The sequence below is a fragment of the Pseudomonas sp. DWP3-1-2 genome (assembly GCF_049896285.1).
Classification (GTDB): Bacteria; Pseudomonadota; Gammaproteobacteria; order Pseudomonadales; family Pseudomonadaceae; genus Aquipseudomonas.
Window position 1 is genome coordinate 76,009 of the sequence record NZ_JAFCTZ010000010.1, and the last position, 14,259, is coordinate 90,267.

13 protein-coding genes and 1 other RNA gene are annotated in these 14,259 nt (G+C 55.5%); 9 read left to right on the plus strand and 5 right to left on the minus strand.

From position 1 onward, the window contains the following. Nucleotides 1–125: 125 nt before the first annotated feature. The 9 genes from ACP7B0_RS19225 to ACP7B0_RS19265 all read left to right on the plus strand — a co-directional run bounded on the left by ACP7B0_RS19225 (nt 126) and on the right by ACP7B0_RS19265 (nt 9,132). On the plus strand, nt 126–950 hold the full coding sequence (locus ACP7B0_RS19225; protein WP_426143183.1) for a (Fe-S)-binding protein: 825 nt from the start codon (nt 126–128) through the stop codon (nt 948–950). Then, nucleotides 947–2,404, plus strand: a complete 1,458-nt coding sequence (locus ACP7B0_RS19230; RefSeq protein ID WP_426143184.1) for a LutB/LldF family L-lactate oxidation iron-sulfur protein — start codon at nt 947–949, stop codon at nt 2,402–2,404. The genes ACP7B0_RS19225 and ACP7B0_RS19230 overlap by 4 nt, the downstream gene beginning before the upstream one ends. Further along, entirely contained in the window at nt 2,404–3,075 is a 672-nt protein-coding gene (locus tag ACP7B0_RS19235) for a LutC/YkgG family protein (RefSeq protein WP_426143185.1), read from the plus strand. The genes ACP7B0_RS19230 and ACP7B0_RS19235 overlap by 1 nt, the downstream gene beginning before the upstream one ends. Continuing rightward, a complete protein-coding gene (locus ACP7B0_RS19240; RefSeq protein ID WP_426143186.1) occupies nt 3,072–5,885 on the plus strand; it encodes an FAD-binding and (Fe-S)-binding domain-containing protein in 2,814 nt (937 codons plus the stop codon). Before ACP7B0_RS19235 ends, ACP7B0_RS19240 begins: the two co-directional genes overlap by 4 nt. A gap of 201 nt (nt 5,886–6,086) precedes the next feature. Next, nucleotides 6,087–6,371 carry a hypothetical protein gene (locus ACP7B0_RS19245; RefSeq protein ID WP_426143187.1) on the plus strand — a complete coding sequence of 95 codons (285 nt, stop codon included), beginning with the start codon at nt 6,087–6,089 and terminating at the stop codon, nt 6,369–6,371. 113 nt (nt 6,372–6,484) lie between these two features. Then, nucleotides 6,485–6,873: a transfer-messenger RNA gene (gene ssrA, locus ACP7B0_RS19250) on the plus strand. Nucleotides 6,874–7,084: 211 nt separating this feature from the next. Further along, the gene (locus ACP7B0_RS19255) at nt 7,085–7,903 is read left to right on the plus strand and encodes a hypothetical protein (protein ID WP_426143188.1); all 819 of its coding nucleotides are present in this window, start codon (nt 7,085–7,087) and stop codon (nt 7,901–7,903) included. Beyond that, nucleotides 7,900–8,559, plus strand: a complete 660-nt coding sequence (locus ACP7B0_RS19260; RefSeq protein ID WP_426143189.1) for a hypothetical protein — start codon at nt 7,900–7,902, stop codon at nt 8,557–8,559. Before ACP7B0_RS19255 ends, ACP7B0_RS19260 begins: the two co-directional genes overlap by 4 nt. Nucleotides 8,560–8,661: 102 nt before the next feature. Then, complete coding sequence (locus ACP7B0_RS19265; RefSeq protein WP_426143190.1) at nt 8,662–9,132, plus strand: hypothetical protein; 471 nt, start codon at nt 8,662–8,664, stop codon at nt 9,130–9,132. Between the two features lie 164 nt (nt 9,133–9,296). Here the strand turns inward: ACP7B0_RS19265 and ACP7B0_RS19270 are convergent, their stop codons facing one another. The 5 genes from ACP7B0_RS19270 to ACP7B0_RS19290 all read right to left on the minus strand — a co-directional run bounded on the left by ACP7B0_RS19270 (nt 9,297) and on the right by ACP7B0_RS19290 (nt 14,122). Continuing rightward, nucleotides 9,297–10,445, minus strand: coding sequence for a S49 family peptidase (locus ACP7B0_RS19270; RefSeq protein ID WP_426143191.1), 1,149 nt, complete (start codon nt 10,443–10,445; stop codon nt 9,297–9,299). Between the two features lie 277 nt (nt 10,446–10,722). Beyond that, the gene (locus ACP7B0_RS19275) at nt 10,723–11,559 is read right to left on the minus strand and encodes a hypothetical protein (RefSeq protein ID WP_426143193.1); all 837 of its coding nucleotides are present in this window, start codon (nt 11,557–11,559) and stop codon (nt 10,723–10,725) included. Between the two features lie 28 nt (nt 11,560–11,587). Further along, complete coding sequence (locus ACP7B0_RS19280) at nt 11,588–11,920, minus strand: hypothetical protein (RefSeq protein ID WP_426143194.1); 333 nt, start codon at nt 11,918–11,920, stop codon at nt 11,588–11,590. A gap of 266 nt (nt 11,921–12,186) precedes the next feature. Continuing rightward, on the minus strand, nt 12,187–12,933 hold the full coding sequence (locus ACP7B0_RS19285) for a retron Ec48 family effector membrane protein (RefSeq protein WP_426143196.1): 747 nt from the start codon (nt 12,931–12,933) through the stop codon (nt 12,187–12,189). Beyond that, the gene (locus ACP7B0_RS19290) at nt 12,926–14,122 is read right to left on the minus strand and encodes a reverse transcriptase family protein (protein WP_426143197.1); all 1,197 of its coding nucleotides are present in this window, start codon (nt 14,120–14,122) and stop codon (nt 12,926–12,928) included. Before ACP7B0_RS19290 ends, ACP7B0_RS19285 begins: the two co-directional genes overlap by 8 nt. Nucleotides 14,123–14,259: the final 137 nt, after the last annotated feature.

Sequence of the window (14,259 nt, forward strand, 5' to 3'; positions counted from 1 at the left end):
CACCGAAACGCGTGTAATCCTGACGCCGCACTGACCCTGCGGCGTCAGCAATTCATAACCCGGTCGGCCTGTACGATCCCTGTGCATGCCGCACGGATAACCGGGTCCACCCGGAGTAACGCCTGATGAGCGATCTTTTCTACAACGCCTCCCCCAATGCCACCCGCGTCGCACCGCCGCGTCATGCCCCGCGCCAATACCCCACTCAGAAACCCGAAAAGGTTTACCTCTTCGGCACCTGCGTGGTTGACCTGTTCTACCCGGAAGCGGGCATGGATGCGATTTACCTGCTGGAGCGTGAGGGCATCAAGGTCGATTACCCCCAAGGCCAGAGCTGCTGCGGCCAACCGGCTTATACCTCTGGCTACACCGAGCAGGCCAAAGAGGTGGCGCGCGCTCAACTGGCGTTGTTTGCGGGCGATTATCCCGTGGTGGTGCCTTCGGGCTCCTGCGCCGGTATGTTCCGCGAACACTATCCCGACCTGTTCCACGACGAGCCACACACCCTCAAGCAGGTCCAGGCGTTGGCCGCGCGCACGTACGAGCTGACCGAGTTTTTGCTGTTCGTGTGCAAGGTTCAGCTAAGCGACCAGGGCGCGCCGATCAAAGTGGCGCTGCACACCTCGTGCTCGGCAAGACGCGAAATGAACACCCATCTGCACGCACGGGAATTGCTGTCACAGCTGGGCAATGTTGAACGTGTCGACCACGGCCATGAAAGCGAATGCTGCGGCTTTGGTGGGACATTCAGCGTACGCATGCCGGATATTTCCGGCGCCATGGTCGCTGACAAAACCCGCTCCCTGCAGGAATCCGGCGCGAACCAGATCCTCACTGCCGACTGCGGCTGCCTGATGAATATCAACGGCTCCCTGGAAAAACAACGCGCAGCGCTGCGCGGCCAGCATTTGGCGAGTTTCCTGTGGCAACGTACCGGAGGTCAGCGATGAACGCGCAAACCCGAATTCCGCTCGTACAGGTCGAAGAGGACTTCCGCGCGCGCGCTCATGAAGCCCTTGGCGATCAACAGTTGCGGGGCAATTTCCGTCGCGCCATGGACTCGCTGATGACCAAGCGCGCCGCCGCCTTCAGCGACCCCGAGGAGCGCGAAGACCTGCGCTCGCTGGGCAATGCGATTCGTGCCCGCGCCCTGTCCAAGCTGCCCGACCTGCTGGAGCAACTGGAGCGCAACCTGATCCGCAATGGCGTCAAGGTGCATTGGGCGGAAACGGTCGACGAAGCCAACCAGATCGTGCTGTCCATCGTTGAAGCCCATGAAGCCAAACAGGTGATCAAGGGCAAATCCATGGTCAGCGAAGAGATGGAGATGAACGACTTCCTCGGCGCGCGGGGCGTGGAATGCCTTGAGGCGGACATGGGCGAGTACATCGTTCAGATGGACCACGAAAAGCCGTCGCACATCATCATGCCCGCCATTCACAAGAACGCTCGCCAGGTCGGCAAGCTGTTCCATGAAAAGCTGGGCGTGGAATACACCACGGATGTCGATCAACTGATTCAGATCGGTCGCAAGGTGTTGCGCCAGAAGTTCTTCGAAGCCGACATCGGCGTCTCCGGGGTCAACTTCGCTATCGCTGAAACCGGCACGCTGCTGCTGGTGGAAAACGAAGGCAACGGGCGGATGTGCACAACGGTTCCGCCAGTGCATATCGCAGTGACCGGCATTGAAAAGGTTGTGGAAAACCTGCGCGATACCGTGCCTCTTTTATCGTTACTGACCCGTTCGGCGCTGGGCATTCCGATTACCACATACGTGAACATGATTTCCGGCCCGCGCAAGCCCGACGAACTGGACGGCCCGGATGAAGTGCATCTGGTGCTGCTGGATAACGGCCGCAGCCAGGCGTTCGCGGACAGCGAGCTGCGTCAGACTCTGAACTGCATTCGCTGCGGCGCTTGCATGAATCACTGCCCGGTCTATACCCGCGTCGGCGGCCACACCTACGGCGAGGTGTACCCCGGCCCCATCGGCAAGATCATCACACCGCACATGGTGGGCCTGGCCAAAGTGCCCGATCACCCCAGCGCTTCCTCGCTGTGCGGTGCCTGTGGCGAAGTCTGCCCGGTGAAAATCCCGATCCCGGCGCTGCTGCGTCGTCTGCGGGAAGAAAACGTCAAAGCGCCGGACACACCGCACCCCGTCATGCGCGGCCAGGGCAGCAAATATTCACGCAAGGAACGCTTCATCTGGAACGCCTGGTCACGGCTCAACAGTTCGCCCGGCTTGTACCGAGTGTTCGGCTACGTCGCCACACGGTTGCGCAACCTGGTGCCAGGCAATGTCGGCCCCTGGACGCAAAACCACAGTGCGCCTAAACCGGCCGCCCGTTCGCTGCACGAAATGGCCCGCGAACACTTGAACAAGCCGTCTGGAGACCGCTGATGAGCGCCAAGCAAAACATCCTCGCCAAACTGCGCAACAGTCTGACAGGCGCAACGCCCATCGCTGACAACTTCAATGAAGATCTGGTCACTCAGCCGTGGACCTATCCCGCACAGGAGCGCGTCGCGCAACTGCGCAAACTCATGGAAGCGGTTCACACCGAAATACACCTGTGCAGCGAACAAGACTGGCCGCAGCGCCTGGGCCAACTGGTGCAGGCGCGCGAACTGCCGAGCCTGTTGATTGCCCCCGGCACACCCCATGGCCGCCGCGTCAGCGAGCATTGGGCCATGCATCCCGAGCTGCCGCCTCTAAAGGCCTATGACCGGCCGGTGGAGGATTGGAAAACCGAGTTGTTTGATGACACCCCGGCCAGTTTGACCACCACCAATGGCGCCATCGCCGCCACCGGCAGCCTGATCATCTGGCCCACCCGGGAAGAGCCGCGCCTGATGAGTCTGGTACCACCGGTGCATTTCGCCCTGCTCAAGGCCAGCGAGATTTACGACAACCTGTATGAAGTGCAGCGCAAACAAAATTGGGCCGGCGGCATGCCGACCAACGCGCTGTTGGTTTCAGGCCCGTCCAAGACCGCCGACATCGAGCAAGTCCTGGCCTATGGCGCACACGGTCCGAAAGATCTGGTCGTGTTGATCCTGGAGGATGCATGAGTCTGCCGACTGCATTTCTGGACGAAGCACGGCGCTTGATTCCAGCCGACCGCCGCTTCGAGGATGCCCTGTCGACCCTGGCGTTCGGCACCGACGCCAGCTTCTACCGGTTGATCCCCAAGCTGGTGATTCGCGTTGAATCCGAAGATGAAGTGGTGGCCCTGCTTAAACTGGCGCAGCACGAAAAGGTTCCGGTGACCTTTCGCGCGGCGGGCACCAGCCTCTCGGGTCAGGCCATCAGCGATTCGGTATTGCTGGTACTGGGCGATAACTGGAACGGCCGCGAGCTGCGGGACAAAGGCACGCAAATCCGACTGCAACCCGGCGTTATCGGCGCACAGGCCAACGCCTGGCTCGCACCGTTCGGGCGCAAGATCGGCCCGGACCCGGCGTCGATCAACGCCTGCAAGATCGGCGGCATCGTCGCCAACAACGCCAGCGGCATGTGCTGCGGCACCGCGCAGAACACCTATCACACCTTGGCGGGCATTCGTCTGGTCCTCGCCGACGGCACACGCCTCGACACTGAAGACCCGCACAGCGTCGCGGCGTTTCGCAACAGCCATGGCGACTTGCTGCAACAGCTTGCCCGACTGGGCCGCGAAACCCGGGCCAACACCGAACTGGCTGACAAGATTCGTCATAAATATCGCCTCAAAAACACCACCGGCCTGTCCCTCAACGCCCTGGTGGATTACGACGAGCCACTGGATATCCTCAGCCACTTGCTGGTGGGCTCCGAAGGCACCCTGGGCTTTATCAGTGCCGTCACTTACGACACAGTGATCGATCACCCGAACAAAGCCTCGGCGCTGATCGTGTTCCCGGATGTGGAAACCTGCTGCAACGCCGTGACGGTGCTGAAAACCCAACCGGTTGCCGCCGTCGAATTACTGGATCGACGCAGCATGCGTTCGGTGCAGGACAAGCCGGGCATGCCCGGTTTCGTCCGCGAACTCTCGGAAAACGCCTGCGCCCTGCTCATCGAAGCCCGGGCCGCGAGTCGCGACTTGCTGCACGAACAGCTGGCGCAAATCATGGCGTCGCTGGCCTCGTTCCCGGTGGAAAAGCAGGTCGACTTCACAGAGGACCCGCTGGAAAACGCCCGCCTCTGGGCCATCCGCAAAGACACCTTCCCTGCCGTCGGCGCAGTGCGCCAGACCGGCACCACGGTCATTATTGAAGACGTTACCTTTCCGGTGGAGCAGTTGGCCATTGGCGTGCGGCGCTTGATCGCGCTGTTCGACAAGCATCACTACGATGAGGCGATCCTGTTCGGCCATGCGCTGGAAGGCAATCTGCACTTCGTCTTCACGCAGGGCTTCAACAACCCGCAAGAGGTCGCTCGCTACAAGGCGTTCATGGACGATGTGGCGCAACTGGTCGCCGTCGAGTTCGGCGGCTCGCTCAAGGCCGAGCATGGCACCGGTCGTAACATGGCGCCCTTTGTCGAACTGGAATGGGGCCATGACGCCTATCAACTGATGTGGCAGCTCAAGCGCCTGCTGGACCCCAACGGTATTCTCAACCCTGACGTGGTGCTCAGCGAAGATCCGCAGATCCACCTGAAGCACCTCAAGCCATTGCCCGCTGCTGACGAGATCGTCGACAAGTGCATTGAGTGCGGTTTCTGCGAGCCCGTTTGCCCTTCAAAAGGCCTGACCCTCAGCCCACGGCAACGCATCGTCATCTGGCGGGATATCCAGGCGAAAAAACGCGCGGGCATCGACACCACCGATCTGGAGCGCGACTACCACTACCAAGGCATCGAAACCTGCGCCGCCACCGGTCTGTGTGCACAACGCTGCCCGGTGGGCATCAACACCGGCGAGCTGGTCAAAAAACTACGCAGCCAGGAGGCCCGCCACGGCAAGGCCGCCGGGTGGCTCGCGGAGCATTTCAAAACCGCATTGCAGGGCGCGCGCTTTACCCTGCACGTGGCGAACGGTGCCCGCATGCTGCTGGGCGCGCCAAGGCTGGCGAAACTGTCCGGCACGTTGAGCAAGGCTTCCGGCGGGCGAGTCCCGCAATGGTCGCCGGCCATGCCTCAGGCCGAACATGCCATTCGCTTCACTCCGCCCGTCGAGGACCAGCGCCCACGCGTGGTTTATCTGGCGGCCTGCGTTTCTCGGGTCATGGGCCCGGCAGCCGCTGATCGCGAGCAAACATCGCTGCTCGACAAAACCCGCAGCCTGCTGGAAAAAGCCGGTTATCAAGTGGTATTCCCGGATGATCAGGAAAGCCTGTGCTGCGGGCAGCCGTTTGAATCAAAAGGTTACAAAGAACAGGCCGACAGCAAACGTCAGCAATTGCTGGCCGCACTGACCAAGGCCAGTCGCGGCGGACTCGACCCCATCTATTGCGACACCAGCCCTTGCACGCTGCGCCTGGTGCAGGACCTGAAAGAAACGCGCCTGGACCTGTACGACCCGGTGCGATTCATCCGCACGCACCTGCTGGACAAACTGACCTTCACCCCCCAGCAAGAACCCATCGCCGTCCACGTCACCTGCAGCACTCAGCACCTGGGCGAAAGCCAGGCGCTGATTGAGCTGGCGCGGCTGTGCAGCATCAACGTCGTGATCCCCGAAGGCATTCATTGCTGCGGCTTCGCCGGTGATAAAGGCTTCACGACCCCGGAGCTGAACGCCCACGCCCTACGCAGCCTCAAGGATGCCGTGCAGTACTGCAACGAGGGGATATCCACCAGCCGCACGTGTGAGATCGGCCTGTCGCAACATGGCGGGATCGACTATCACGGGTTGGTGTATCTGGTGGACCGCGTCACCCAACCGAAGACAACCCGATAGCCACACAGGGGCGGCAATCGCCCCTTTTTTGTCGGTTTATGCCCGACATGGCTTTTTCACCTGCTCGCGAAAATAAATAGAACCCCTGCGTTTCACCACAGTCAGTTTGGATAGTCCCGCAAATAAATCGGGCTGATCAAAACCTCGGACATCGGCCTCACCTAGCGGCCATACCGAGTCCACAGGCTTAAGGAGATACACATGAAGCGCACAGCACTGACTGGATTGTTCCTCACCGCCGCCCTGTTGGGTTCCCCTGTATTCGCCGCTGATGATCTGTGTGGTGCCAACATCAAAACGCTCGAAAATGCCGCAGCGTCCAGCAACACCAATTTCAGCGCCGACTCCAAAGCCGAGCTGCAGAAAACCATCGAAAAGGCCAAGGACGCTAAGCAGGCCAACAACGAAAAGGAATGCATCGCCATTACCACCAAAGAAATCACTGCCCTGAAGAGCATCGGTTCGGGCAGCCAGGGCGCCAAGTAACGCCTCTGCCACGGCCAGCCCAGCGGCTGGCCGGAGCTTGAGTTGAGTCAAAAGGTCGACGCGAGAAGCTCACTGGAGTACACTCCGCGGCCTGACTGCGAAAGCAGTCAGCTGGGGCCGTTTCGGATTCGACGCCGGTTGCGAAACTCTAGGTGCATGCCGACTTGGTAACAGAAGTCGTAAATCCACTGTTGCAACTACTTATAGTTGCCAATGACGATAACTACGGTGCTCAACTAGCTGCGTAAGCAGCCTAGCCCGCACTTCTGGTAGCTTCGGCTCCAGCAATCACTAGGGGATGTCTGTAAACCCGAAGTGATTGTCATATAGAACAGAATCGCCGTGCAGTACGTTGTGGACGAAGCGGCTAAAACTTACACAACTCGCCCAATGCACCCTGCCCGTCGGGCGGCTGAGGGTTAACTCAATAGACACGGCTAAGCATGTAGGACCGACAGCGGAGTACTGGCGGACGGGGGTTCAAATCCCCCCGGCTCCACCAAACAAGCTATACAAAACAAGCACTTAGCAGCAAGCGACAGTGCTTTTTTTGCGTCTAATGGGGCTGATTTGGCTCAGAAATGACAGCTAAATGACAGCCTCGAAAGCGAATTTTTAAGATAGGAATGCTGTGCTTCTGGCATCCCTGCTACTGTACTATTAGGCTTGCATCATCAGAGCCCAAGCGGATCTCGAACCTAAGGATATTTTCTGTGCTGACACCCATTTCTGGCGCTCACTCTATCGAGTCAATTTCGCTGATTTGTGAGTTTCGCGGGGAGATCGATGGCGCTGGCTTGGCATCGATCAAAGGTGAAGGTGCCCGCCTCAAAACGAAATTTCCGCTACGGCGTGTCATGCGCCGAGGTAGACCTGATTCGCATGAGTCCCAAGCATCCGCTGCTGATGTGGTTGGCTATGCTTTCCTTAGCAAAGCAGCTGAAAAAGAAATGACGCGATTTGAGATTTTTCAAAAGCGCGCGTCTTTCACTAGCAGGGCCTATACAAATTTCGCCAGTTTTTTTGCTGAAGCGGCATTCACTATGGGTATCGCAAATCATGCATTCGCTCAGTCCGGCCACAAGATCGACAGAATCGTCCTTACTTATAATGATGAATTCATCGCGGAAGATATCGATTGGCCGATTGAAGAAGCTTTAAACCCTAATACGGATTTCGTTGCAAAAGCGTGCCTTCAGAGGGGTGAATTCTGGCACTCCTCGATAGGTTTTTTTGACAAACGCCAGAGCGAAGACGAGCACTTGCTGCACAATGTAAAAATTAGTCACGCATTGATAATGCCAGATGACGCAACAACTGGTGATGATACAGAACTTAAGTACATATTATCTCTTGAACTTTTCCACGTGCTAAAAATAAGCGATAGCCAAACCGATGAAACATTCCTGCCGCTACTTGAAAGCTGCACGATGTTTTTGAGAACTGAACATAAGATAATATTAGCAAACTTACTTTCAGAAAAGCTTAGAAAAAGAATTGGTCTGTCAAAGGATGACGGGGAAATAAAATGAATACTATGCTTTTGAAATCTGACCCTACGGAATTCAACAGTTTTTCCGGATTCATTGCATCTCGGAGCAATGTGAACCTTCCGTCGCTTGAGAGTCCTTCCGCTACCAGCGAACTAGCAAGCAACGCATTGAATCTGTGTTTAAATATAGTTAGTAAAACAGCGGCACCGGAACCACACTTCCTTTGGAGCGACCTAGAGTCGGTCACCATATGCCCATCAGATTACCAGTTTAAACCTTGGTGGGAAGGCAGCTCCGACCTAGTCTGCATTGAGGACGAGGATATAGTCTTAAGGGCTTACTGCTCAGACGCTGAACGAGCGCTAGAGGCTTACACGTCATTATCTCAAGGATGGGATGGGGATAACGCCCCTCCGCCTAAAGCTAGTAGTCTGGATGATGCAACAGTATTTCTGAGATTGCTAAGTGCCAATGTAGAGTCTTGCCCGAATATATTGCCCGGTTTGGACCATGAGGGCATCCCCATGTATATATTCGATACAGATGATATTTACATATCGCTTTCCTTCTATGGCGATCTTAGTGCAACGTTCTTCATGAAAAATAGGGCAACTAAAGACATCGAAGCTTATGAGTTTGACATGGAAGAGCCAAGGCAACTTGCCCGCTCTCTCGAACTAATTCGCAGCTTGTGAGGTTGGTGCATGCCTCACCGAGTGTTGGGAATATTTGACGGGGCGACAGATCCGAAGGATAGGCATAGCCTGTTGGCCGCCTGTAACTTTTGCGCGGCCACCTTGAATGATGCCGAAGGCTATCCAGTCGTCTCCGGCAGCGAGAAGGTCGGGGATAGCGAGTACCTTGCAAGGGTATTAGAGGATCCTAGCCACGTTGATGGACTACTAGAGTTCACAAAAGGCGCTTTCGTTGAAGCTTCACAGCGGGGAGTATCAGTCCAGAGATACTCGATGACAACCGACGAGTCTATTCATCGGTTTGGTTTCAATAAAGTAGCTCTTCATAACGAGCGGTATCCGGAGAAAAAACGAATCTACGCTGGCTACGCTATAGCTCTATGCTCATCGTTTCGTGAAGCGGAGTACCCTGAAGGTCAGCGACTGTTCGGAGTATTCGCAACTCCAATGGAGGATGTGCCGTCACATGCAGACATTTTTGTCGTCGTTAGTCCCTCCAAGGTCCAAAAGGCTTTTATTCAGAACGTTTTTTTTGAGGCATTTTCCCAAAAAACCGCCGCACCGGAGACGTAGCTCGCTCTCTGTTTTTCCGCGGTTTCTTTTGGCGTGCTCACCCGCCGTTTGCGCGCATTCGGTGAGCGCCTCCCCAAGCAGCGCTTGTTCGACTTAAATCGCTCGGCCAGGCTGCGACACCGCAGCCCCAATACAGGAAATAACAAGCCAAAGTAAAGACGCAGTCACTTCTTGGGTCTTCTGCGCAAATACCATATCTGGTTGGTGGAAAACTGCGGCGGAGGCGCACCTGGTATGGCCAGGCGCTGAGCAACCGCGGCGAGGTGCGGTTTCGATGAAGTGGCCCGCAGGAAGAACAAAGCTGCCGCCTCGACGGAAAGATTTTGTTTTACCGCAGCAATTGCCTCATTTTCCAGCCCTAGTTCTGCCATTGCCAAAATGGTTAGAACGCGAGCGTGTTCCGGTGTCCCGCCCTCGGCTGCAAGTGCAGCTGCCGCGGCAGCGAAGCCTGGCCGAACACTCCCAAGCGGTTTGGGTTTGCCGGGCTGAATCTTGATAGCGCCGGCGGAAGGGCTCGACAGCTCCGCTATCAGGTGTTCCAGCGAGCCCAAGCGATGGGCTAGGCCCGACTTCACCGCGGCCGCCCCCACCAATAACCCACCATGCCCACCCATCGCCGGTACGCTAGCCCGCGCAACGCCGAGATTTCGCGCAACCTTGGATTCAAAGACGGACGCCATCGCGTCAACAGTTTCGCCTACTTTGGCGCGCCCCTGCTCAGTGGCCAGGTCCGGACGCTTGTTAGGAGCGTTGCGGCTGACGATCTCATAACGTTTCGGGCCTTTTGCAGCGGCAGCGTCCACGGTGACTTCAACAACCACGCCGATGCTCCCGACCACGGCGGTGTCATCCACCACTACTTCATGCGCCGCCGAGGCAATCCAGTAGGCGGCACTGGCGCCCGTGCCCCCGATATACGCCACGATACGTTTCTGGCTACGGCCCGCATAAATCATGTCCGCCAGTTCGTTGATACCGCTGGCCACGCCGCCTGGGCTGTCGATGTTAAGCACGATCGATTTCACCGCTAGGTTGTCGAGCGCCTGGCGGATATCAGTGGCCAAGATCTGCGTGCTGGTGGCGCCGCTGATCTCGGTCAGCAGGTTGGCATAACGAAAGATCGGGCCGACCACGGGAATGATCGCCACCCCATTACGCATGACGACGTTGCGGGTGTTATTCAGTTTGTGGCCCAGACGCGCCTCCAGAGCAGCCGGATCACCCAGGCGTTCCGATATGGCCAGCAGGTTGTCGAGCGCGTCAGGAAGCATCAGCCAAGGTTGCGAACTGGCCAAGTCGAATGCGGTGTTCATTGTCGGGTTCTCGCAGGATTCTGCTGCTGAAAGCGGGGACCAGGCCGGCGACAAGGCCGGTCGGTATATGGTTGGTGTTTTGAGGGGTCAGGTTGGTGTATTAAATCGACGAAAAGGCTCTAAACCGGGCATCTTAGCGAGGTGATAAAACAACAACCAACCCTCCTCAAAAAAAGTCATACATAGTTGTAAACCGGGGCTCGAATTACCCTCACCCCCAGGGGGGCTGCCAAAGGACCCACTGCACCATAATGGTGCGAGCCTGATTGGCAGACCATCAGGCCCCGATCAGATCGGCCCGGCCAACGGTGCTGGCGTAGCTGTCGATCTCTTGGCGGTTGATTGCATCGCGAGTGCCCAGGCCGAACAGTGGAATGTGCAAATCATCCAAGAGGGTCGAAGTTCCGGAGCCGTAGCGGCCGACCGCCGAGAGCTTGCCGCCCAATTCAATCAGTGCCTTTGCCGCAGCGTCCCATTCCTTAATCAACTTGAGACGAACGGCATAGAGCTGTTCTTGTTCCAAGGTTCGGAGCTGTTCGACGGCCTCGGCCATCGCGCTATCAATAGCGGTCAGCTCAGCGGTCAGCGCATTAACGATCGGCTGCTGACGCAAGGCCTTGCGCTGCGCATCATCGACGGCATCACCGGCACGCTCGAGATTGGTCTGAGCCGCTTGCTCTGCCTCGTCATCACCACTGGCCAATGCCGCGGCGTAGTCTTTCGCTGCATTCTGCTCACCTTCGACAGCCCGGGTTTGCAGTTGCGTGATCTCACCGGTGACCTTGGCCAACTTGCCGGCAACCTTTTCTCGGTTGCTATCGAGCTTGGTGATTTCCTTCTGGGCGACGATGATTTTCTTGCGCGCCGTCTTGATGGTGGCGTCCGCGTTCTCGGTGTCACGCTGGAGGTTGATCAGTTGGTCAAGCCGGTTTAGCTCACGCTGTAGGTGGCCCTGCTCGCTCATCGCATTGTCACGCGCCTCATGCAACTGGATACGCTTGAGGCCGCTGAGCGTATCTTCATGGCGGAGACCATCGCGCGCGGCGTCCAGATCTTGTTCAACCTGGCGGAGACGGCTCGCGGCTTGGGTGCGTTGAGTTTGAAAGTTCTTCATGTGGTGTTTCCTCGGGTATGTGAACGGGCTACTGAGCCCAATTGGTGTTGTGTTCCATGCCAGGCTGAGCCGGCGCGAAGTGTTCAAGGACACAAACCTGGCCTAAGCCAGGCATGAGCCCACCATTGATTGCGATGTCAGCGCCGAGCGTGCCGGCCGCGCTGTAGGCTTCAGTTCGGTCGTTCTGCCTGGCACCGATTGCAAACAGCCGAAACACTGCCGAGTCATCAGGCCGGGTGAAGCGCTTCACGCCCATGCGGTCGGTGGGCACGCTGCAGCGTTTCGATATCTGGCAGACCTCGGCGAATGTGAAGGGCTGAGGGGAATCCGCCAGCGCCTCGGCCGGGTAGTAATCGGTCATGGCTATCTCTCCTCCAGATGGCGTTAAAAGGGTGAAAACCCGGATTTCAGGCGCGCGGTATCCTCCCCTGTAATGCATACGGGAAAGGCTTACACGCAATAGTTTTAAAGGCGTCCAGCGATCGAGAAGAACATGGTGTCCCGAATATGTCTCGGTGCCAGGCTGAGCAGCTACAGGGGCAAACGTTAGACTGGTGGTTCTATCAAGGCGCGGAGCCAGAGTGTGAGATTGAGGCAGGAACAACCGACTCCAAGTCAGCGTGATTACTACAAGTATTTGCGCGCCACCAGCTCCAACTCAACTGATGAATGACAAAACGACTTGTTAATGACCACTATCAATTCGAACACCTGAGTTTCCACCTCATAGAAATCCAATCGAGGTAACGACTTCAGCTCGATACCAATTGCCAGCAAGCATTCCTTGATCCGTTCCTGGTGGTCTTTATAACGGAATCCGCCTTCCTCGCTTTTCTCAAGTAAGTCATTGGACTTTTTTATCAAACGATTCAGACCGGCAACGAACACATAATAATTATTAGTTATGCGTAGATCGCCTAGCGTCTTTGTTCCATATATGGCGTTATACCACTTCAGCGGGTCAAACGATTTTCGGTTGAGCCTGTCTCGCTTATCTATCTCGCTGTATGTATAAGTGGAAAAAATTGACATATGTGAAATATGATTATTCAATGCTGACGACCTAGCACTTGCCAAGTAGCTCAACAGCGCAATGACTATGCCTCCGGCGGTAATCATTCCACCGACAATATTCCAAGTAACCTGAAGAATCAGACCAACCGAACTAAAGCCAACCTGAAAACGGTCAATACATGCGTTTTTCAAGCACAGAGTTCGCTCGAACAGCCCGTCTTCTAACCCTGTGACTATAAACACAATTAAAGCCAGCGCTAAGCCAGTTATAGCGACGAACATCAGCGCTAAACCCAACTGAGATACAAGGCTACTACGCTTATACATAAATCGCGTTAGGTCAATTATTTTTTTATTCATAAGCAGGCCTCAGCTTTCTCAGCCGCGTACGCAAAATCGAAGTAATCCTAGGGTAACACCGAGTCAATATATTAAGGCGTTCATGCGCCATGTAAAATCTTTTCGCATACCAATAGGTGTCCCGCTTGTTAGAAACATCCCTTTCAAGTCGCATTACTATTTGCAGCGCTCTACTTATATCTCGTTTCGATGGAAGTGGGTAAACAGCCACCAGCCTTGCAACCAGTTTCGTATGCTGTATATGGCCCAAGCGAGCGAGTTTGTTTACCTTCCCCATGCATCTGTTGAAATCATGCCTATAAGCATGGGTAAGTCTATACGCGCGCTCAGCAGCGATTATCTCGATATTTTTCACTGAAGCACGAATGCGTCGTACCTCGTCCGAGGGAAGTCGCGGCTCCTTAAAACAAATCCTTAGACCATGCACCATCAGCGGTTCCGATGACGAATAGTAGGCTTTGCATTTGTTGCTATTCAGGGGTAAGTCTTTCGCTGTGAGCATCTGCTCAACTACGCTTCTGGCATACGTAAAATCAAAGTTTGAAATTTTCGTAGAGAGCGTTATATCGTCGACGAAACGGGTGTACTTAATGCCTTTACGCGACAACCTGTCGACTACATGAGCTTCAAGATCATAGAGGCAAAGACTGGCTAAATAACTTGATGTAAGAGCTCCTTGCACCAAATGAAATTCGTACGTGCAAATGTTCGTCAGGGCTGAAGATACCGGCTCTGGAAGTTTGAGTAGCTTATTGAATATATTGAATATGATACTGCTATGGATATTGTCGAAAAAGTTTTGCACGTCCAGCTTCAATAAAGATTTAGCGCCACAATGAACCGCTGCGCACGCAATGTGATCTTTACTGACTTCCTGGCCAGAGGAATTCCTGTGATTAGGGATGGAACCGTAAAGGAAGTCGGGCCAAGATATGATATTTGGATCGGAGAATATTCGGCTATTGATTCGCCGCTGAACTAACCTGATTAAATAGTCGGGATTGTATATCCTCCTAACTCCTCCATCGCTTTTTGGTATCTCTGACTTGGTATAACGCCTATCGTCAGGCAAACTCAACGCTTCGCTTAACAATGCAGGTTTGACGCTGAGAGCCACCGCCAGATTTTCAACTGTTGAAATTGACTTCAAAGTGACTTTGTAATTCGTAGACCCAGCAATCCCTGCCATGTTTCACCCAGTTACATCAGTAAGTGTAGGCGTCGCCAGCTCATACTACAGAGCATCGAGGGAACATGTTGCTTTCATTGACACAAAACACTGATAGCTACCAAATTCCCTCTGGCGAACCTACCGTTCATTCACTA